Here is a 20600-nt window from a genome sequence, read left to right on the forward strand (position 1 = left end):
GAGAAGGGGTCACCAACGTCGCCGCATTTCATGCCACCCCAAAATTCGCCCCCTGCGCTCTTGGTGATCCGGGCCGGCGCTGCTAGTCTGGCGGCAACTTAGAACACATGACAGCGCCTGCTGCGTCCGGTCTCCGGTTCGCGCGGCGCCGGAAGGAACTGAAGTGGAAGACCACGACACCGGCGCTGGCGCGCCGGAAGTGGGCGTGTCCAGGGCTACGCCGCCGCCATCAGGCCAGGCAAGCCCATCCGCCGGCCGGCACAATGGCCGCCCGGTGCAGCCTTGGTCCGGTCATGGACAGGCAGGCGACGCGCCCCAGCATCAGAATGGCCAGCACAAGGCCAAGACCAGGAAGCGACGCAAACGCCGGCGCGGCCGCAAGGTTTTTGTGCGCGATGACGCTCAGCTCGCAGCGGCCGGACTGTCGGCGCCCGCCGCCACCGGCGCTCCAGCCAGCCGTCCGCCCGAGGCGATCGTCGTGCCTTCGCCCTCGGCTGCGCCGAGCAGGCCGGAGCAGGACATTCGCCGCCCGCCGGTGCAGGAACTGCCGGTGTTTGCCGCACTTGACCTCGGCACCAACAATTGCCGGCTGCTGGTGGCGGTGCCGACGCGGCATGGCCAGTTCCGCGTCATCGACGCTTTCTCGCGCATCGTCCGGCTGGGCGAGGGCCTCACCGCCAATGGTCGGCTCGGCCAGCCGGCGATGGACCGCGCGGTCGAGGCGCTGAAGATCTGCGGCGACAAATTGCGCAGCCGCAAGATCAGGAAGGCCCGGCTGATCGCCACCGAAGCCTGCCGCACGGCCGCGAACGGCGCCGAATTCCTCGACCGAGTCGAGCGCGAGGCGGGTTTGAAGCTCGAGATCATCGACCGCCAGACCGAGGCGCGGCTGGCGGTTTCGGGCTGCGGTTCGCTGGTCGACCGCGACACGCAAGGCGTCGTCCTGTTCGACATCGGCGGCGGCTCCTCGGAAATCGCGCTGATCGATCTCACCGGCCACCGCTCGCCGAGGCTCGCCAACCATATCGTCTCGTGGACGTCGCTGCCGGTCGGCGTGGTTTCGCTGGCCGAGCGCTTCGGCGGCCGCACCGTCACCCGCGAGATCTTTGCCGCCATGGTCGAGGATGTGGCTGTGCGCTTGCACGCCTTTGACGGACGCGACCGGCTGAGCCATGTGCTCGCCAGCCCGAAATTCCATCTGCTCGGCACCTCGGGCACGGTGACGACGCTGGCCGGCGTCCACCTCGACCTGGACCGCTACGACCGCCGCCGGGTCGACGGGCTGTGGATGGACCGCGACAGCGTCGACCGCATGGTCGAAAAACTGGTCGGCTGGGACTTTCAGCAGCGCGTCGCCAACCCCTGCATCGGCGCCGATCGCGCCGATCTGGTGCTGGCCGGCTGCGCCATCCTGGAAGCGATCCGCGCGGTATGGCCGTCGGAAAGGCTGCGCGTTGCCGACCGCGGCCTGCGTGAAGGCATATTGAGCGAATTGATGGCCGACGACGGTGTCTGGCGCAACAGTGGACGTGGCAGAGCATGATCCCGAACCGAAGGACCGCGTCAGCGAAAAGTGGCAACCGGTTTTCTCGGACCCAAGCGGAAGCATTGCTTAGGTGAACAGTCGACCCCCACTCCGTCGAGCTTCGCTCGACACCTCTCCCCCGATCGACGGGGTAGAGGAAGGGCGCGAGCTTATGCAGGCTGGCGCCCTTCCTCTCCCTCCGGAGGGGGGAGAGGTGGCGCTGCGAAGCAGCGACGGAGTGGGGGAAGCCGTTCACGAAACGCGCAGCCGCCGAAAAACGGCCGCAACTCGGCGAGCGAGAAAACTCAAACAAGAAATCAAGCAATGACCAAGAAACCGGAAAAACCAGGCTCTGCCAGCATTCGCGTGCTGAAAACGCGGATCAAGAAGAAAAGCGGGCTGAAGGAATCGTCACGCCGCTGGCTGCAGCGTCACATCAACGATCCCTATGTCCAACGCTCCAAGGCCGACGGCTACCGCTCGCGTGCGGCCTACAAGCTGATCGAGATCGACGACAAGCACCATCTGCTCAAGCCCGGCATGAAGGTCATCGACCTTGGCGCGGCACCCGGCGGCTGGTGCCAGGTCGCCGCCGCGCGCACGAAATCGACGGCCGAACACCCGCATGTCGTCGGCATCGACTATCTCGAAATGGATGCGGTGCCCGGCGCGCCGGTGCTGTTAATGGATTTTCTCGACCCCCAGGCGCCGGAAAAGCTCGCCGAAACGCTGGGCGGCCGACCGGACATCGTTTTGTCCGATATGGCGGCGCCGACCACCGGCCATCGCCGGACCGATCACATCCGCACCATGTATCTGTGCGAAGTGGCTGCCGATTTCGCGCTGTCGGTGCTCAAGCCGGGCGGTCATTTTCTCGCCAAGACTTTTCAGGGCGGCGCCGAGAACGAATTGCTCGCCAGGCTCAAGCAGAATTTCCGCTCGGTCCATCACGTCAAGCCGCCGGCCTCGCGGGATGAATCCGTGGAGCTTTATCTGCTGGCGAAGGATTTTAAGGGATAGGGGCTTTTCCTTCTCCCCTTGTGGGAGAAGGTGGCCTCGCGAAGCGAGGTCGGATGAGGGGTGTTCCAGCTTGGCGCAAACTCTCGTATACATCGGCAAAATCGCCAACGCCGCATTCCGTCCAGCACCCCTCAACCGTCTCGGCGCTGCGCGCCGATCCACCTTCTCCCACAAGGGGAGAAGGGAAGGAGTTCTCAACTCCCCGGTGGGCCCACCTCCAGCGCCTTCGGCGCTGTCAGCCCGCCATATCCCGACACCGCGTTGCCGGCGTCCGGCGCCAGCCGCATGAATGACAGCGATGCAGCCGCCGACACGGCGGCGACGATGAAGAACGCGATGTGGAAGTCGCTTAGCGTCAGCGGCCCGCCATGGATTGTCGTCGACACTTCCAGGATGCCGCCGGCCAGCGCCACGCCAAGCGCGATCGACAGTTGCTGGAACACCGCGGCGATCGGCGTTGCCCTGCTGGTGTCGGCGGTCGAAATCTCGGCATAGGCGAGCGCGTTGATGCCGGTGAAGAACATCGAGCGGATGAAGCCGCCGACGAGCAGGGCGGCGAGGATCAGCAGATAGGGCGTCTCCGGCGTGAGCAAGCCGTTGATGGCAATCGACGCCGCCGCGATCAGCGAGCCGAAGATCAGCACACGGCGGAACCCGGCGACCCTGAAGATCAGTGCCGTGACAAATTTCATGCCGATGGCGCCGATCGCCGCCACGAAGGTGATCATTCCCGATTGGAACGGCGTCAGCCCGAAGCCGATCTGGAACATCAGCGGCAAAAGAAAAGGCACGGCGCCTATGCCGATGCGGAACAGTCCGCCGCCGAGAACCGAGGAGCGGAACACTTGGTTGCGGAACAGATCGAGCGCCAGCAGCGGGTTCTTGGCGCGGCGCGCATGCAGGAGGTAAAGCACCGCTGCTACCAGCCCGACCGCCACCGTGAGAAAGCCGGCAATCGGCGGCAAGGCGGGCAGGCTGACCACCGACAGGCCGAACACGATGCCCGATGCCGCCAGCCCGCTCAGCACGAAGCCGACGAAATCGAGCGGCGGCGTCTGCGCCGATTCGGTTTTCGGCAGGAAGCGGGTGGCGAGCCAGATGCCGATCAGCCCGATAGGCACATTGATCAGGAATATCCAGTGCCAGGTGAAATAGGTGGTGATGAAACCGCCGACCGGCGGCCCGACGAGCGGCCCGACCAACGCGGGAATGCTCAGCCAGGACATCTCGGCGACGAGCTCGCTTTTCGGCGTGGCGCGCACCAGCACAAGGCGTCCCACCGGCGTCATCATGGCGCCGCCAATGCCTTGCAGGAAGCGCGAAACCACGAAAGCCGGCAGCGAATTGGATACGGCGCAAGCGATCGAACCGACGATGAACACGGCGATTGCCGCGCGAAACACGTTCTTGGCGCCGAAGCGGTCGGCCATCCAGCCGCTGATCGGAATAAAGACCGCCAGAGAGACAAGATAGGCGGTCAGCGCCAGCTTGAGCGCGACCGGACTGGTCTGCAGGTCGACGGCGATCGCCGGCAGCGACGTCGCGATCACGGTCGAATCCATGTTTTCCATGAAAAGAGCGACCGCCAGGATAAGCGGAATGGTGCGGTTCATGGAACGCGTCCGGATTGAATGTTCACCGCCGATTGCTTGCCGGTCCCTCGGGGGCAAAGGAGTGGGCAGGCAGGGCGGTTACCACGGCATAGGTCGGCTGTCGCCTTACTTTGCCGTCACATTTGTGCGACCAGGGCAGCGGTGCCAGTCCGGAGCCCTGCGGAGAATGGCGCCGAAACAAAAAACCCGCCTCGGCGGCGGGTCGCTGGCGCAAATCAGCACCATGAATAAATTCCTAGCATAGTTGCCGTCACAAAGCAAGGGTCACGAGCCCGCATACGTGCACAAGCAATCGGCTTTTCATCGGCGACGGGACGTGTTACGAGCCAGCGCCAATCCTGAAAGGGAAGAAGACGAGTCGGCGCTGTCCATCCGGTCCAGCGCTTTTCATGCATTCCGAGGGCTGGCCATGGCAAAAATTATCGAAACGTCCACGGGCGCGTTGGCGCTGACCTTTGACGACGTGCTGCTTCAGCCGGGTCATTCCGAAGTCATGCCCGGCGAGACCGATATCCGCACCCGCATCGCCGGCGACATCGACCTGAACGTGCCGATCCTTTCCGCCGCCATGGATACCGTCACCGAGGCGCGCCTTGCCATCGCCATGGCCCAGGCCGGCGGCATCGGCGTCATCCACCGCAATTTCTCGCCGGCCGAGCAGGCCGAGCAGGTGCGGCAAGTGAAGAAATTCGAATCCGGCATGGTCGTGAACCCCGTCACCATCGGCCCCGAGGCGACGCTCGCCGATGCGCTGGGCCTGATGCGCACCTACAGCATCTCGGGCATTCCCGTGGTCGAGAATGGCGGCGCTGGCGGGCATACGGTCGGACGGCTGGTCGGCATCCTGACCAACCGCGACGTGCGCTTCGCCTCCGATCCGGCCCAGAAAGTTTACGAATTGATGACCCGTGAGAACCTGATCACGGTCAAGGAGAACGTCGATCAGGACGAAGCCAAGCGGCTCCTGCACCAGCACCGCATCGAGAAGCTGGTCGTGGTCGACAGCGACGGCAATTGCGTCGGGCTGATCACCGTCAAGGACATCGAGAAGTCGCAGCTCAATCCGCACGCCACCAAGGACGTGCAAGGACGCTTGCGCGCGGCGGCCGCCACCAGCGTCGGCGATGACGGTTTTGAGCGCGCCGAGCGCCTCATCGATGCCGGCGTCGACCTTCTGGTGATCGATACCGCGCATGGCCACTCGCAACGTGTCCTGGATGCGGTGACGCGGGCCAAGAAGCTGTCCAATTCGGTCCGCATCCTGGCCGGCAACGTCGCCACCGCAGAAGGCACGCTGGCGCTGATCGATGCCGGCGCCGACGCCGTCAAGGTCGGCATCGGGCCGGGTTCCATCTGCACCACCCGCATCGTCGCCGGCGTCGGCGTGCCGCAGCTTTCGGCGATCATGTCGGCGGTCGAGACGGCGCAGAAATCGGGCGTCTCGGTCATTGCCGATGGCGGCATCAAATATTCCGGCGATCTCGCCAAGGCGCTCGCCGCCGGCGCCAGTGCCGCCATGATCGGCTCGCTGCTGGCCGGCACCGACGAGAGCCCAGGCGAGGTCTACCTGCACCAGGGCCGCTCGTTCAAAGCCTATCGCGGCATGGGCTCGGTCGGCGCCATGGCCCGCGGCTCAGCCGACCGCTATTTCCAGGCCGAGGTGCGTGACACGCTGAAACTGGTGCCGGAAGGCATCGAAGGGCAGGTGCCCTACAAAGGACCTGTGTCCGGCGTGCTGCACCAGCTTGCGGGCGGCCTGAAAGCCGCTATGGGTTATGTCGGCGGGCGCGACCTTGCCGATTTCCGCGACCGCGCCACCTTTGTACGCATATCCAACGCCGGACTTCGTGAAAGCCACGCCCATGACGTCACGATTACCCGCGAAAGCCCGAATTATCCCGGCGGAGCCTGACCAGCTTGCGCGAAGCCTGACGGCAATGATGCTGCGGCTGTCCCGCCACGCCGCCGCACTCTGTTTCGTCTGCGTGGCGGTTTTCGTCGCCATGACGGCGATGGAGTTCCTGTATTTCCGCCAGTTGAGCGGTGGCCTGCCGTCGCTCGATTTGCGCTGGACCGGTTTCACCCCGGATGAAGGCATGGCCTGGCTGACGGCGCTCGGCCGGCGCGGCAGCGAGATCATCCTGGTCTGGCATTATCTGACCTTCGACCTCTTGTTCCCGGCGCTGCTGTCGCTGACGCTGGTCAGCCTGATCCTGGCCACGGGGCGGCGGCTGAAGAATTTCCGGGCGCTGTCCGCGCAGCTCCAGTCGCTGTTCGCGCTTGTCCTGGTGCTGCCCTACACGCTTGCCGATTATGCGCAGAACTTCGCGGTGGCCCGCCTGCTCTCAGATTTCCTGTCGGCCAATCCGGATTCGCTGTCCTTCGCCTCGGCGCTGATCGTCACCAAATTCGCGCTTTTGGCGATGCCGGTGATCGTCATCGCGGTTTTTCATCTGGCCGGTCAGAAACAGCGCTGAGCTTAGGGCCGGACAGGCTCAAGACTACAAATCGAACAGCGCGATCTTGCGCTTGTCGAACTTGATCGCGATCTCGCCGCGCACCAGTTTGAGCGCGGCCTCGCCGAACACGGCGCGCCGCCAGCCTTGCAAGGCCGGCACGTCGGCGGCCTCGCCCTCGGCGGCGATGCGGTCGATGTCGTCGCTGGAGGCCAGCACCTTCGAAGCGACGCCCTCCTTTTCAGCGACGATCCGCAACAGCACTTTCAGCAGTTCCGCGGCGGCATTGGAGCCTTCGGGCGGCTGAAAACTCTTCGGCAGCTTCGGCATGTCTTCCCTGGGCAAGGCAAGCGCGGTGTTGACCGCGCCAAGCAGCGCCGTTGCCGTCACCGAGCGTTCCCAGCCTTTCGGCGTGGTGCGCAGCTTGGCGAGTGCTGCCGCATCGCGCGGCGCCTGCTGCGCCACCTCGTAGATGGCGTCGTCCTTGAGCACCCGGCCGCGCGGCACGTCGCGTTCGCGCGCCTCGCGCTCGCGCCATGCGGCCACCGCTTGCACGATCGCCAGCTCCTGCGGCTTGCGCAGCCGCATCTTCAGCCGTTTCCAGGCGTCCTCCGGGTGCGGATCGTAGGTCTCGCGCGCGGTAAGAACTTCCATCTCCTCGTTCAGCCAATGGGCGCGGTTCTCGCGCACCAGCTCGGCGCTGAGGTGCTGGTAGACCTCGATCAGATGGGTGACGTCGGCAAGCGCGTAGTCGAGCTGCTTCTCGGAAAGCGGCCGGTGGCGCCAGTCGGTGAAACGTGAGGACTTGTCGAGCCGGGCGCCGGTTATCTTCTGGACGAGCTGGTCATAGGAGACGCTGTCGCCGAAGCCGCAAACCATCGCCGCCACCTGGGTGTCGAACACCGGATGCGGGACCAGATCGCCGAGATGAACGATGATTTCGATGTCCTGGCGCGCCGCATGGAAGACTTTGACGACGGCCTCGTTGGCCATCAGCCTGAAGAACGGCTTCAGGTCGATGTCGGGTGACAGCGGATCGATCAGCGCCGTCACGCCGGGCGCCGCCATCTGGATCAGGCAGAGGATCGGCCAAAAGGTCGTCTCGCGAATGAATTCGGTGTCGACGGTGACGAAATCCGACTTTTCGAACGCGGCAACAGCGGTCTCGAGTTCTTCTTGGGTGGTAATGACGTGCATCAAATCGCTTTTGGCAAAAGGGTAAGGTCTCCTTCAATTTCAGCCGCGCGGGCTTTCGTCAAGCCGCAGCCCCGGGTTCAAGACATATGGGCCGTCATCATTGCTTCCCAGGCCCATCGGAATCATCGTTGCGCTTGGCCAGCCGGGCGAAGACCGTCGATGTGCGCAAAAGGCCGATGAAACGGCTGCGATGGCCGGCCGGCACGCCGGATCGCACCTGCATCCGGTACAGGATGACGACGACGAAGATGGCGTAGACGACGGCGGTGAACACGAACAGCGCGCTTGGCCCGAAATTCTGCATCGCCGTCGAGGCGGCGAACGGCCCGCCAATGGCGCCGAAGGAATAGAACAGCATCAGTGCCGCGTTGATCAGCACGAACTCGCCCTTGTCGGCACGGTCGTTGGAGTGCGCCGCCGATAGCGAGTAGAGCGGCATGGCGAAGCAGCCGAAGATGAAGACGATCACGAAGTTGAGGAACGGGTCGCTGTGCGCCCAGAACACCAGCGCCAGCGATACGAGCATCGCGCAGCAGGTCGTCATCAGCAGCACGGAACGCCGGTCCCAGCGGTCGGACAGATAGCCGAGCGGATACTGGATGATGGCGCCGCCGAAGATGCCGACGCTGACGAAGGTGACGACGTCGGTGACCGACATGCCGATCTGTTCGGCGTAGACCGGCGACAATGTGCGGAAGGCGCTGTTGGTGACGCCGACGGCGATGCAGCCGAAGCAGCCGAGCGGCGAAATCCGCCAGACGCGGGCCAGGTCGAGCCTGACGTCTTCCGGCGGGGTCGGGTTGGAGCGGTCGCCGAGCGACACCGGCACCAGCGAGAGCGTGATCATGATCGACATGATGGCGAAGATTGCAAAACCGCCGGCGCCGAAGATCGGGATCAGGAACTGTGCGCCTGTCACCGAACCGATGTCGACCATCCGGTAGATGGCCAGCACCCGAGCGCGGTCCCTATTGGCGACCCCGGAATTGAGCCAGGCTTCCATGATAGTGAACAGGCCGGCGAAGCAGAACCCGCCGGCAAAGCGCACTGCGCACCACATAACCGGATCGACGACCAGCACCAAAAGCAATGTCCCCGCCGAAGCGATCGCCGCCAGCGCGGAGAAGGCGCGCACATGGCCGACGGCCTTCATGATGTGGGTTACGGCGAGGCAGCCGAGCAGGAAGCCGGCGAAATAGAACGTGCCCATCAGGCCGATGGTCGAGGCCGAAAACCCCTCCTGCGCGCCGCGCAACGCGATCAAGGTGCTCTGCAGTCCATTGCCGCCGAGCAGGATGCCGGCGGCAATAAGGAGTGGGATCAGCGGGCGCATGGAGGACATGAAGGAAGGCCTGTCGTTGATCCTTCTTGAACCATCGCCTGCGCCAATGCCAGCGGCAATTCCCGGCGATTAGCGGGCCAGCACCGGCAATCAGTATCTCAACTAGAATTTTGGCTTTGGGAGCGGTCTTTCGCACTCCCGACGGCGCACTGGGGTGGCTGTCCGCCTACCGCAGGATTCTGTTTGTCATCAGCCATCTCACGGAGCGGGGCCACGCGTAGTTCGGACCCATGCGAAGATCGGTAAAGCCTTGCAAAACAGCTTTCCCGGTTTCAGCGTCGAGGATGCGAATGAACATAGTATGCTCTGTTCGGTTGACGCGCGTCACGACGCCGAGCAAGGCAAGAGACGCGCCGTGCTCTTTGGCAATTTTGCCTTCACAGCCCCCGCAGTTGCGTAAGCCGTGCGGCGCACCCGCCTGCTCATCCCTCGCTGGCACATCAACGACTGTAAAACGCCCAGACTTGGAGAGCATGTCCTTCGCCATTTGTGCCGACTCGGACAGATAGCGCCTATCGTGTTCATCCGGGGGGATTATTCCTGCCCCAGCGCTCTTGTCCTCCAATTCGAAAGGAAACACCTCGATTGACATCGGCTTTGTCTGCTGAGCGTGCGCAAATGTGCAAGTGCCGACAAGCAGTGTCATCAGGACAGTCAATGTGCGAATGCGCATGGTAGTCCTCACATCAATGGACGGCCATTGTACACGGCTTGATCACCCTAATCACGATCAAAGCAGAAGATAGCAGTCGCCTTCCGTCAGCCGCGGCGCGTAGTCCGCTTCGGAACGGGCGATGCCGAAAATCTCCTGCGCGCCGCGCCATACCCTGAAGGAGCCGGGCTGGTTCCAGCGGGAACCAGCTTGGCTGTATTCTATCGTGCTTGCTATACTCCATCGGGCACGTCACAGGGGGCTTCCCATGTCAGGCTATTTCGGCACAGAGGTTCAGCAACGCCTGCAAGCTCAGGCTGAGGCGAGTGTCGACTTCATCAATGTGACCCCCGGCGCGTGCCAGACCGGGCGCACTATGGGGTGCGATGATCCCGACCGGTTCGGGTGGGAGCTGATCGACAAGATCCTCAATCGCGACGGCATCTGCGGCTTTCGTATGATACCAGCAAGCAAGGCGGATGAGCTCAAGTCGAGATTGGCCAAGGGGGGCTTCCGCTTCGATACCTGGGACGTTTTCTTGGCCGACCAGGCAAGTGCCCTGGCGGCGTCTGAGGCAATTATCGATCAGGGACTGCCCGACGGACTTCTCGATCAAGACAAGCCGACCGAGCCGGATGATGAGTATACGGCTCGCATCCAGGCGTTCATGGCGGCGTCGGGCGTAGTGCCATTTTCGGGGTCGCTGCTGGCCGGAACGGTGGGACCGGCGACGACAGTAGTGGTGGGCGACAAGACGGGTACCGTCGCGGCAACCGCGCATGGCTACTTGGCTCACAATTCCTACAGCACCTATCACCGATATGCGTGGGGTGGACTGGTTGCGGTCGCGCAATCGCAGAGGGGCCGAGGGCTCGGCAACCACATCAACGCTCGCATGATCGTCAGTGTGTTTCGCGATCTGCATGCGACGCACATCTATGAGCTCGTATCAGCCTCGAACGTACCGTCCCGGCGAATGGTGGAATCATGCGGGCTTCGTCGCGATCCCCCTGTTGTGTGTGGGGTTGCTACGCCTGGCGATAGTGCGCGCTTCACCCGCTGACCGCCATGGGCGGTCGATGTTGGATCGCAGCTTATTCCGAGCGATGATCGCGTAGGGCGAGAGCCGAAGTCCAACCTGAGATGCTGCCCTAGCGCCGTCTGCCTTGACAAAGGCGGCCTCTCATGTGCTTTTCGCGCAAATTTTCGGGCCAGGCCATCATGCCTTGGCCGCAATCAACATCCGGACTTACCAATGACAATGCATCGTTACCGCAGCCATACCTGTGCCCAGTTGAGGAAGAGCGACGTCGGCTCTTCCGTTCGCCTGTCGGGTTGGGTGCATCGCGTTCGCGACCATGGCGGCCTCCTCTTCATCGATTTGCGCGACCACTATGGCCTGACCCAGATCGTCGCCGATCCGGATTCGCCGGCCTTCAAGATTGCCGAGACCGTGCGCGGCGAATGGGTCGTCCGCGTCGACGGCGAGGTCAAGGCGCGTCTGGCAGAGACCGCCAACGCCAATTTGCCGACCGGCGAGATCGAGGTTTTCGCGCGCGAGATCGAAGTGCTGTCGGCGGCCAAGGAATTGCCGCTGCCGGTGTTCGGCGAGCCGGACTATCCCGAGGACATCCGCCTCAAATACCGCTTCCTCGACCTGCGTCGCGACACGCTGCACAAGAACATCGTGGCGCGCACGAAAATCATTGCCGAGATGCGCAAGCGCATGGGCGAGGTCGGCTTCACCGAATTCTCGACACCGATCCTGACCGCTTCATCGCCCGAAGGGGCGCGCGACTTCCTGGTGCCGTCGCGCATCCATCCCGGCACTTTCTACGCGCTGCCGCAGGCGCCGCAGATATACAAGCAATTGATCATGGTGTCGGGCTTCGACCGTTACTTCCAGATCGCGCCCTGCTTCCGCGACGAGGACCCGCGCGCCGACCGCCTGCCGGGCGAGTTCTACCAGCTCGACCTGGAAATGAGCTTCGTCGAGCAGGACGATATCCTGGCGACCATGGAGCCGGTGATGCGCGGCGTGTTCGAGGCCTTTGCCGCCGGCAAGCCGGTGACGCAGGAATTTCCGCGCATCGCCTATGACGTCGCCATGCGCAAATACGGCACCGACAAGCCGGACCTGCGCAACCCGATCGAGATGCAGGCCGTCTCCGATCATTTCCGCGATTCCGGTTTCAAGGTATTCGCCAACATCCTCGCCAACGACCCGAAGGCCGAAGTCTGGGCCATTCCGGCCAAGACCGGCGGCTCGCGCGCCTTCTGCGACCGCATGAATTCCTGGGCGCAGGGCGAGGGCCAGCCGGGCCTCGGCTACATCTTCTGGCGCAAGGAAGGTGAAAAGCTCGAGGGCGCCGGTCCGCTCGCCAAGAACATCGGCGAGGGGCGCACCGAGGCGATCCGCCAGCAACTCGGCCTTGCCGATGGCGACGCTGCCTTCTTCGTCGCAGGCGACCCCAAAAAGTTCGTCTCGTTCGCGGGCGCCGCACGCACCCGCGCCGGCGAGGAGCTGAACCTTGTCGACCGCGACCGTTTCGAATTGTGCTGGATCGTCGACTTTCCCTTCTTCGAATGGAACGAAGACGAGAAAAAGATCGATTTCGCCCACAATCCGTTTTCCATGCCGCAAGGCGGCATCGATGCGCTCAACGGCGAGGATCTGCTCGGCATCAAGGCGTTCCAGTATGACATGGTCTGCAATGGTTTCGAGATCGCCTCCGGCGGCATCCGCAACCATTTGCCGGAAACCATGGTCAAGGCGTTCGAGACTGTCGGGCTGGATCGCGAGACGGTTGAGGAGCGCTTCGGCGGCCTCTATCGCGCCTTCCAGTATGGCGCGCCGCCGCATGGCGGCATGGCGGCCGGCATCGATCGCGTCGTCATGCTGCTGGTCGGCGCCAAGAACCTGCGCGAAGTGACCATGTTCCCGATGAACCAGCAGGCCTATGACCTGTTGATGAGCGCGCCGGCGGAAGCCAGCCCGCAGCAGCTTCGCGAATTGTCGCTGCGCGTCGCGGTGACCAAGAAAGAGGTTTAAGAACCTCCCGCAACCGATTCTGTTCATTCACAAAAAAGCCCGGCATCGCGCCGGGCTTTTCGCTTCAAGGGACCGCTTCGGTCAGTCCTCGTTCGCCTTGACCGTCACGCCAAGCGTCTTCGTCAGATCCACCGGGTTGGACATGGCGCCTGCCATGATCAGCGCGAACGGCACCGCCGCCGGCGGCTCGGCCAAGATTTCGAGGCTCTGCGGATCGTCGAGATATTTGCCGACTGCAGCCGACACCTGCGCCGTCAATTCCGGATTATTGAGCTGTGCCATGCCGAAAGGCACGATCGCCTTGGCCTGGTTAGCGATATCCTTGCCGGACATGCCTTGCTGCTTGCCGACATAGTCCAGCACCTTGTTGGTCAGCGAATCGTCGTCGAAGCGGATCGAAGCGCTGTTGAACGAAAGCTGCTGCAAGACGCCGAGCATGGCCATGCCTTGCGCCGAATTGTCGGCGCCTTCGGGCTGGGCCGCCATCTTCTTCTGCGCCTCCTGCAGCGATTTGATGACGTCAAGCGTGTAGCCGCCGAGACCGAAGGTCATGCCGAGCGTTCCGGCATTGTCGACGGAGATGTCGTATTTCGACAGCTCCATCTTGCCGTCCGAAGGCTGCCAGGTGCCCGCCATTTCAAGGTTTCCGGTGATGTTCTGGTAACCGAGCGCGTTGATCACGTCCTTGGACTTCGGATCCTCGATCAGCGTCAGGTCGGCATTGAACTTCTCCGTCGTGCCGGAAAATTCCATCGCCTTGCCGTCGGCCGGCGGCGTGATCTCGATGGCAAGCCCGTCCATCGAGAAGGCGGTCTTGTCGGCAACCTTGACAGTCATGTTGTCGAGCTCTGCCGATTTGTACATCATCAGCGAGCCCAGCGGGCCCGTGGTGCCGTCGGCCGGAACCGTCATGTCGTGGATGATGAACGGGCTGAGGTTGAGCGTGACGCCGTCCTCGCTGTGCTGGAACGCCGCAGTCGAGACCGTTTCGATTTCATAACCGCCATTGGCTTCGGTCACGCCTTCAAGCGTGACGTCGCCAAGCTTGAGCGCTTCCTTTTCGGCCGCCGGTTTGACGGCGACGCCTTGCAGCACCATGCTGGAGGCATCGCCCGTCACCCCGGTCCATGAGATGTCGACGCCCTGGGCGGCGAGAGCTGCCTTCAGCCGGTCGGCGACCGCAGCATCCTGCGCGAAGGCCGCGTTCAGCGGCAGCGTCAGCAGGAAGGTCGAAAAAGCGAGCTTGTTGAGTGTCGAGCGTCTGATCGTCATCGCGGTTCCCTGAGCGTGTCCTGAGATTATTTTCAATTCTTTGCGCCGTCACCCTTCCGTGACGAACTGGACGGGAAAAAGGCGTTCTCCCGCACAATGGTCGAAAACCATGGCGAAAGGCAAATTCGATCCATCGCGCCCCCGATCCATCGCGCTTGCCATAGAGGGGGGATGTAACCAATTGATGTTGGTCGTTGCTGGAGTGCGTTCAGTTCGTGTTGCAGAAGGCGCCTCACATCCAAGCGCCTCTTGCCGCGAATCACCCGCTCGGCTAGTCCCAGCCCATGGGAAAAAGGCTTTTACCGCCTGGCGATGGCGGTGGCGACAACATCGAGCCGGTCGATCTGAAGAAAGCGCTGGAAGAGCGCTATCTCGCCTATGCGCTGTCGACCATCATGCACCGGGCGCTGCCGGATGTGCGCGATGGGCTGAAGCCGGTCCATCGCCGCATCATGCATGCCATGCGGCTGCTCAGGCTCAACCCCGACCAGGGCTTCGCCAAATGCGCCCGCATCGTCGGCGAGGTGATGGGCAAGTTCCATCCGCATGGCGACCAGTCGATCTACGACGCGCTGGTGCGGCTGGCGCAGGATTTCTCGATGCGTTATCCCCTGGTCGACGGCCAGGGCAATTTCGGCAATATCGACGGCGATAACGCCGCCGCCATGCGCTACACCGAAGCGCGCATGACCGATGTGGCGACCGAGCTGCTGTCCGGCATCACCGAAGACGCCGTCGACTACCGGCCGACCTACAATGAGGAGGACGAGGAGCCGGTCGTGCTGCCCGGCGCCTTCCCGAACCTGCTGGCCAACGGCTCGTCCGGCATTGCCGTCGGCATGGCGACCTCGATCCCGCCGCACAATGCCGCCGAGCTCTGTGACGCCGCGCTGCATCTGATCGAGCATCCCGATGCGCCGGTGACGACGTTGATGGACTTCGTGCAAGGTCCGGATTTCCCGACCGGCGGCATCATCGTCGACAGCCGTGCCTCGATCCTCGAAGCCTACGAAACCGGTCGCGGCGGTTTCCGCGTCAGGGCGAAATGGAGCCAGGAGGACCAGGGCAGGGGCACCTGGAGCATCGTCGTCACGGAAATCCCCTACGGCGTCCAGAAGGCGCGGCTGATCGAAAAGATCGCCGAGCTTTTGATGGCGCGCAAATTGCCGCTGCTCGAGGACATCCGCGACGAGAGCGCCGAGGACGTCCGCGTCGTGCTGGTGCCGAAGAGCCGTTCGGTCGATCCCGGCATCCTGATGGAATCGCTGTTCAAGCTGACCGAGCTCGAAAGCCGCTTTCCGCTCAACATGAACGTCCTGTCGCGCGGCAAGATACCTAACGTGTTGTCGTTGAAGGGCGTGCTCAAGGAATGGCTGGAGCACCGCCGCGAGGTGCTGATCCGCCGCTCCAGGCATCGCCTCGGCGAGATCGAAAGGCGGCTGGAGATCCTCGCCGGCTATCTGATCGCCTATCTCAACATCGACGAGGTGATCAGGATCATCCGCGAGGAGGACGAGCCCAAGCAAGTGATGATGGCGCGCTGGTCGCTCACCGACAACCAGGCCGAAGCCATCCTCAACATGCGGCTGCGCGCCCTGCGCAAGCTCGAGGAGTTCGAGATCCGCAAGGAATTCGACGGTCTCACCACCGAGAAGAAGCAGATCGAGGCACTGCTTGCGTCCGACGCCAGGCAGTGGTCGACGATCAAATGGGAAGTCTCCAGCATCCGCGAGAAATTCGGACCGGAGACCGAGCTCGGCAAGCGCCGGACCCAGTTCGCCGACGCGCCCGAACATGACCTGACCGATATTGCCCATGCCATGATCGAGCGCGAGCCGGTCACCGTGGTCGTTTCGGAAAAGGGCTGGCTCAGGGCGATGAAAGGTCATCTGACCGACCATTCGACGCTGACCTTTAAGGAGGGCGACAGCCTCAAGCTCGCCTTCCACGCCCAGACCACCGACAAGGTGCTGGTCTTCACCACCGGCGGCAAGTTCTACACGATCGGCGCCGACCGGCTGCCGGGTGGGCGCGGCCATGGCGAACCGATCCGCATCATCGTCGACATGGACAACGACCAGGATATCGTCACCGCCTTCGTCCATGATCCCAAGCGCAAGCTGCTCTTGGTGTCGCATGACGCCAACGGTTTCATCGTGCCGGAAGAAGAGGTTGTCGCCAACACCCGCAAGGGCAAGCAGGTGATGAACGTCAAGGCGCCCGACGAGGCTCAGCGCTGCGTGACGGTCGCCGGCGACCATCTCGCCATCGTCGGCGAGAATCGCAAGATGCTGGTCTTCCCGCTCGCCGAGATCCCTGAGATGGGCCGCGGCAAGGGCGTTCGCCTGCAGAAATACAAGGATGGCGGCGTCCTCGACCTCAAGACCTTCACGCTCGAAAGCGGTCTCTCCTGGCAGGATTCGGCCGACCGCACCTTCGTCAAGTCGCGTGAAGAGCTGATCGAATGGATCGGTGCCCGAGCCTCGGCAGGCCGCATGGTGCCGAAGGGATTCCCGAGGACGGGGAAATTCGGGTAGCTGCTAATCTCCCCCCTCGAGGGGGAGATGTCGCCGAAGGCGACAGAGGGGGTCGGCACGTCCTGACGCGACCTCTTATTGTGGACTGAGGACGCCGGCGCTTTATGCGCGGCGACCCCCTCTGGCCTGCCGGCCATCTCCCCCTCGAGGGGGAGATATCCAAACATTTGGAATGCCGTCACGATTGCTGCACTATATCAGTGCATAAGTATCGCTACATGAGCCGTTTGGGAGAAATGGGCATTTGAAGGAAGCTAGGATTCGGAAACCGGAAGGCCAGCAGCGCCTGTTTGGCCTGTCGACGCCGCTCAGATCCGCCGTCATTCCGCCGCTGTCGGCGGCGCGCTGGCTTCTGGTGCTGATCGTTGCGGCCGGCGTCTATTTCTTTCATGGTTTCCTGGTCCCGGTACTGGCCGCGCTTGTCATCGCCTTTGCCAGCTGGCCGCTCTATCGGCGATTGCTCGCTGGTGTCGGCGGCAACCGTACGATCGCCGCGACGTTGGCGATACTGTTCATCCTCACCTTCCTGGTGGTGCCGATCGCGCTCGCCGGCGCCTACGCCACCAACGAAGTCCGCGAATGGGTTGGCTGGGCGATCGAGACCAACCGCGAAGGCGCGGTAACGCCGCACTGGATCGCCACGCTGCCTGTGGTGGGCGAGTGGCTGAACGAGCAGTGGACGCGCAATCTCGGCCATCCCGGCGGCATCGGCGAACTGATCCAGCTGATCAGCGGCGCCAACATCGGCAGCATCTACCGCGGCGTGCTGGCTGCCGGCGGCAGCGCCTTCGGCCTTCTGCTGGCGCTGCTGTTCATGATGATCGCGCTGTTCTTTGCCTATCGCGACGGCGAGCATTTCGCCGGGCAGATCGACCGTCTCGGCGAACGCATCCTGCCGACCAGATGGGAGCGGATTTCGCGTGTCGTGCCGGCGACGATTTCCTCGACGGTGACCGGCATGACCATTATCGCCATCGGCGAAGGGGTGGTCCTGGGCGTGGCCTACTGGCTGGCCGGTGTGCCGTCGCCGGTGACGCTCGGCGCCCTGACCGGCATCATGGCGCTGATTCCCGGTGGCGCACCGCTGTCCTTCACGCTTGTTTCGATCTATCTCGCCGCCAGTGGCTCGCCGGTGGCTGGGTTGGCGCTGTTCATCTGGGGGACCGTCGAACTGTTCATCGTCGACAAGACATTGCGCCCTAAACTGGTCGGCGGCCCGATAAAGCTACCGTTCCTACCGACCTTTTTCGGCCTGATCGGCGGCGTCAAGACGATGGGCTTTCTCGGCCTGTTCATCGGCCCGGTGCTGATGGCATTGCTGGTCGCGATCTGGCGCGAATGGCTGCGCGAGGTGGAATTGGCCGACGAGCTTGCCCCTCCAGCGCCGGACGACCTGGAAGGTGCTCCGCCGCAGATCGACATCGTCGCGGAGCACGCCGCCGCGAGGAAGAGTCAGGCCGGGTGACTGACCGCGAGGGTGGCGCGCCTGCGCCCTTCATGCAGCTGCCATAGCGAATGGGCGACCAGCGTGACAATGAGGATCGCGCCGCCGATCAGGCTGTTGCGCGACGGCGTTTCGGCAAAGATCATCCACATCCAGACCGGCGCCAGCACGGTTTCGAGCAGATAGAACATCGCCACCTCCGGTCCCGAAACATATTTCGGTCCGTTGGCGAGGCAGAAGAACGAGATCGGCATGATGACGGCGCCGTTGAAGATGATCCACCACGGCGCGTTCACCTGAAGGCCTTCGCCTGAGACCATGAACACCGCGACGGCCAGGGGCAGGATCACGCCGATCAGCGATGTGAACCCCATGTCCTTGCCGCTGGCGCGCGAGATGGTGATGGCCAGAGCGATGAAGAAAGCCGAGCACAGCGCCATGAGATCGCCGAACAGGTGCCCGGTGCCGATCGAATCGCCGACGATGATCGCGACGCCGAGGATCATGACCAGCATCGCGACCACGGTGACCAGTCGCGGCCGCTCCTTCAGGAACACCCAGGACAGCAGTGCCGCGAACACGGTGTTGAAGGCCAGGATGAAGACCAGATTGGCGGTCGTGGTGTAATAGATGCTGGTGACGAAGGTGACCGAGGTCAGCCCGTAGCATATGGCGACAACCAGCCCCGACCAGCCGGGGATGAGCTGCGGCGCGTTCCGGCTCAGCGAGCGCCAGACAGCCCAGATGACCAGCGCCGCGACCAAGGTGGTGGCGGTGCGCAGCAAGAGGATCGTCCATGCGCCGCCGTCGGCGAGGCGGATCAGTGGAATGTCGACGGTCAGCGTCAGGCCGCCAATGGCGGTGATGAGAAGGCCCTTCTGGTGATCGTTATGGGACGACATGCGGCAATTCTCGCAATGAATGTGGAGGCAGGCGCAAAATTGGCCCAGCGTCTGTCCTTCCAGCCAAGCGGCCGAAAACCAGCAGCATCCTCCTTGAACAGTTTTAAGGATGATTGGCGGAAGGGCGGATCAGCGCGAAACCGCTTCGTGGTCGTAGCGTTCCCAGCCTTTGGGGCCGAGATGCTCCTGCGGCATGAAGCGCATCTTATAGTTCATCTTGCGCGAGCCGTTGACCCAGTAGCCGAGATAGACATGGGGCAAGCCCATCGCCCTGGCGCGGGCGATGTGGTCGAGGATCATGAAGGTGCCGAGCGAGCGATCCTCGAAGTCCGGATTGAAATAGGAATAGACCATCGACAGGCCGTCGGCCATCTTGTCGGTGAGCGCCACCGCGATCAGCTCGCCCTGGCCCTTGCCGGTGATGAAGCTGTCGGGGCCGCGGCGCCGGTACTCGATGACCTTGGTGTCGACATGCGTGTCCTCGACCATCATGGCGTAGTCGAGCACCGTCATGTCGGACATGCCGCCGCGGCGATGGCGGGCATCGAGATAGCTGCGGAACAGCGAATACTGCTCGGTGGATGGTTGCGCGTCGTGCATGGCGCCGATGAGGTCTGAATTGTGCTGTATCACCCGCCTCATGTTGCGGCTGGCGGTGAATTCCTGGGCCAGGATGCGCACCGAAACGCAGGCACGGCAGGTCTCGCAGGCCGGCCGGTAGGCGATGTTCTGCGATCGCCGGAAGCCGCCTTGCGTCAACAGGTCGTTCATCTCCGACGCCTTGTCGCCGACCAGATGCGTGAACACCTTGCGCTCGAACTGGCCCTCAAGATACGGGCACGGCGACGGCGCGGTCAGGAAGAACTGTGGCGACTGGGTTGGATGCTGCGTCATCGAACCTTGGAAACACTCCTGCGAATCATCATACCTTTGGCGCGCGCAGCGAAAAATTCAACAGGATTGTGAAAGCGCGCCGAGCGGACGCCTTCACTTTGCACATAAACGCTCGCGGGAGACTCGCGAAAGCTGTCCTCAGCGGTCACTGCGGCTGACCACCGTGCCCAACAGCAGGTCGTGCAGCGTGCGCTTGCGGTCGGCAAACAGCGACACCAGGAGGACCAGCGGCGTCAGGATAACGTTGCCGGCCCAAAACAGCACCGAATGCACCACGGCCGTCAGCCCGTCGATGCGGGTGCCGTCGAGGCGGTCGAGCCGGATACCCATCATCTTCATGCCTGTCGTGGCCTGGTCGGTGCTGCCGAGCGTGTTCCAGATGTAGAGGATGGCGACGGCCGGCACGAGGACGGAAAACAGCATCCAACCGAGGCCGAGCGTCAAGATCCCGAGGAAGAACACCAGGATCGCGAACGGAATGGTGAGCAGCGCGACGATGCAATAGTCGATGATGAAGGCGAGGACGCGCCGCGTGCGCACGCCGTCATAGGCCCTGATATCATCGAGCCTGGTGGTGATGATTTCGCCGTCGAGAACGCGCGCGTTCATGTCATTTCCTCGTAATCAGGCCCGGGATAGGGTGCGGGCCGCCTGGTGTTGAAATGGTGAAGTCTCGCGACGGAATCAAGATCGA

General features: G+C 63.2%; 16 protein-coding genes. 8 read left to right on the forward strand and 8 right to left on the reverse strand.

Features of this window, described 5'->3' with window-relative positions:
- Positions 1-163: 163 nt before the first annotated feature.
- Both RPG13_RS17825 and RPG13_RS17830 read left to right on the forward strand, forming a co-directional pair.
- Positions 164-1543: a Ppx/GppA phosphatase family protein gene (locus RPG13_RS17825; RefSeq protein WP_337125653.1), complete on the forward strand. Its 1380-nt coding sequence runs from the start codon at positions 164-166 to the stop codon at positions 1541-1543.
- 306 nt (positions 1544-1849) lie between these two features.
- Complete coding sequence (locus RPG13_RS17830; protein WP_128244389.1) at positions 1850-2545, forward strand: RlmE family RNA methyltransferase; 696 nt, start codon at positions 1850-1852, stop codon at positions 2543-2545.
- Between the two features lie 194 nt (positions 2546-2739).
- Here RPG13_RS17830 and RPG13_RS17835 read toward each other — a convergent pair whose 3' ends face one another.
- On the reverse strand, positions 2740-4158 hold the full coding sequence (locus RPG13_RS17835) for an MFS transporter (protein ID WP_337125654.1): 1419 nt from the start codon (positions 4156-4158) through the stop codon (positions 2740-2742).
- Positions 4159-4567: 409 nt separating this feature from the next.
- Between RPG13_RS17835 and guaB the strand changes: the two genes are divergently transcribed.
- Both guaB and RPG13_RS17845 read left to right on the forward strand, forming a co-directional pair.
- Positions 4568-6070 (forward strand): IMP dehydrogenase, encoded by a 1503-nt coding sequence (gene guaB, locus RPG13_RS17840; RefSeq protein WP_095485726.1) that lies wholly within the window; start codon positions 4568-4570, stop codon positions 6068-6070.
- 25 nt (positions 6071-6095) lie between these two features.
- Entirely contained in the window at positions 6096-6635 is a 540-nt protein-coding gene (locus RPG13_RS17845; RefSeq protein WP_164897609.1) for a hypothetical protein, read from the forward strand.
- Between the two features lie 24 nt (positions 6636-6659).
- Here RPG13_RS17845 and rnd read toward each other — a convergent pair whose 3' ends face one another.
- The 3 genes from rnd to RPG13_RS17860 form a co-directional block, all read right to left on the reverse strand.
- Positions 6660-7811, reverse strand: coding sequence for a ribonuclease D (gene rnd, locus RPG13_RS17850; protein ID WP_095485728.1), 1152 nt, complete (start codon positions 7809-7811; stop codon positions 6660-6662).
- Between the two features lie 97 nt (positions 7812-7908).
- The gene (locus tag RPG13_RS17855; protein WP_337125655.1) at positions 7909-9153 is read right to left on the reverse strand and encodes an MFS transporter; all 1245 of its coding nucleotides are present in this window, start codon (positions 9151-9153) and stop codon (positions 7909-7911) included.
- A 166-nt stretch (positions 9154-9319) separates the two neighbouring features.
- Positions 9320-9826 (reverse strand): DUF3280 domain-containing protein, encoded by a 507-nt coding sequence (locus tag RPG13_RS17860; protein ID WP_095485730.1) that lies wholly within the window; start codon positions 9824-9826, stop codon positions 9320-9322.
- Between the two features lie 247 nt (positions 9827-10073).
- Here RPG13_RS17860 and RPG13_RS17865 point away from each other — a divergent pair, with 247 nt between their 5' ends.
- Entirely contained in the window at positions 10074-10868 is a 795-nt protein-coding gene (locus tag RPG13_RS17865; protein ID WP_337125656.1) for a GNAT family N-acetyltransferase, read from the forward strand.
- A gap of 198 nt (positions 10869-11066) precedes the next feature.
- Complete coding sequence (gene aspS, locus RPG13_RS17870) at positions 11067-12857, forward strand: aspartate--tRNA ligase (RefSeq protein WP_167391070.1); 1791 nt, start codon at positions 11067-11069, stop codon at positions 12855-12857.
- An 81-nt stretch (positions 12858-12938) separates the two neighbouring features.
- Here the strand turns inward: aspS and RPG13_RS17875 are convergent, their stop codons facing one another.
- Positions 12939-14129: a hypothetical protein gene (locus RPG13_RS17875; protein ID WP_095485733.1), complete on the reverse strand. Its 1191-nt coding sequence runs from the start codon at positions 14127-14129 to the stop codon at positions 12939-12941.
- A 284-nt stretch (positions 14130-14413) separates the two neighbouring features.
- On the opposite strand from RPG13_RS17875, the gene parC reads away from it, so the two are divergent.
- Complete coding sequence (gene parC / locus RPG13_RS17880) at positions 14414-16666, forward strand: DNA topoisomerase IV subunit A (protein ID WP_337125657.1); 2253 nt, start codon at positions 14414-14416, stop codon at positions 16664-16666.
- A 244-nt stretch (positions 16667-16910) separates the two neighbouring features.
- A complete protein-coding gene (locus tag RPG13_RS17885) occupies positions 16911-18131 on the forward strand; it encodes an AI-2E family transporter (protein WP_337125658.1) in 1221 nt (406 codons plus the stop codon).
- Here the strand turns inward: RPG13_RS17885 and RPG13_RS17890 are convergent.
- The 3 genes from RPG13_RS17890 to RPG13_RS17900 form a co-directional block, all read right to left on the reverse strand.
- On the reverse strand, positions 18119-19012 hold the full coding sequence (locus RPG13_RS17890; RefSeq protein ID WP_337125659.1) for a DMT family transporter: 894 nt from the start codon (positions 19010-19012) through the stop codon (positions 18119-18121). The two genes, RPG13_RS17885 and RPG13_RS17890, sit on opposite strands and share 13 nt — an antisense overlap.
- A 129-nt stretch (positions 19013-19141) precedes the next feature.
- On the reverse strand, positions 19142-19906 hold the full coding sequence (locus tag RPG13_RS17895; RefSeq protein WP_095485737.1) for an arginyltransferase: 765 nt from the start codon (positions 19904-19906) through the stop codon (positions 19142-19144).
- 138 nt (positions 19907-20044) lie between these two features.
- A complete protein-coding gene (locus RPG13_RS17900; protein ID WP_095485738.1) occupies positions 20045-20515 on the reverse strand; it encodes an RDD family protein in 471 nt (156 codons plus the stop codon).
- Positions 20516-20600 lie beyond the last annotated feature (85 nt).

Origin of the sequence: Mesorhizobium sp. ISC15 (genome assembly GCF_037162615.1) — a bacterium.
GTDB lineage: Bacteria > Pseudomonadota > Alphaproteobacteria > Rhizobiales > Rhizobiaceae > Mesorhizobium > Mesorhizobium mediterraneum.

Coding starts and splice junctions, on each gene's coding strand:
- RPG13_RS17895 (WP_095485737.1), bottom strand. CDS start 19,906: ATGACGCAGCATCCAACCCAGTCGCCACAGTTCTTCCTGACCGCGCCG.
- RPG13_RS17835 (WP_337125654.1), bottom strand. CDS start 4,158: ATGAACCGCACCATTCCGCTTATCCTGGCGGTCGCTCTTTTCATGGAA.
- parC (WP_337125657.1), top strand. CDS start 14,414: ATGGGAAAAAGGCTTTTACCGCCTGGCGATGGCGGTGGCGACAACATC.
- RPG13_RS17865 (WP_337125656.1), top strand. CDS start 10,074: ATGTCAGGCTATTTCGGCACAGAGGTTCAGCAACGCCTGCAAGCTCAG.
- aspS (WP_167391070.1), top strand. CDS start 11,067: ATGCATCGTTACCGCAGCCATACCTGTGCCCAGTTGAGGAAGAGCGAC.
- RPG13_RS17845 (WP_164897609.1), top strand. CDS start 6,096: ATGATGCTGCGGCTGTCCCGCCACGCCGCCGCACTCTGTTTCGTCTGC.
- RPG13_RS17900 (WP_095485738.1), bottom strand. CDS start 20,515: ATGAACGCGCGCGTTCTCGACGGCGAAATCATCACCACCAGGCTCGAT.
- RPG13_RS17890 (WP_337125659.1), bottom strand. CDS start 19,012: ATGTCGTCCCATAACGATCACCAGAAGGGCCTTCTCATCACCGCCATT.
- RPG13_RS17860 (WP_095485730.1), bottom strand. CDS start 9,826: ATGCGCATTCGCACATTGACTGTCCTGATGACACTGCTTGTCGGCACT.
- RPG13_RS17875 (WP_095485733.1), bottom strand. CDS start 14,129: ATGACGATCAGACGCTCGACACTCAACAAGCTCGCTTTTTCGACCTTC.
- RPG13_RS17830 (WP_128244389.1), top strand. CDS start 1,850: ATGACCAAGAAACCGGAAAAACCAGGCTCTGCCAGCATTCGCGTGCTG.
- rnd (WP_095485728.1), bottom strand. CDS start 7,811: ATGCACGTCATTACCACCCAAGAAGAACTCGAGACCGCTGTTGCCGCG.
- guaB (WP_095485726.1), top strand. CDS start 4,568: ATGGCAAAAATTATCGAAACGTCCACGGGCGCGTTGGCGCTGACCTTT.
- RPG13_RS17855 (WP_337125655.1), bottom strand. CDS start 9,153: ATGTCCTCCATGCGCCCGCTGATCCCACTCCTTATTGCCGCCGGCATC.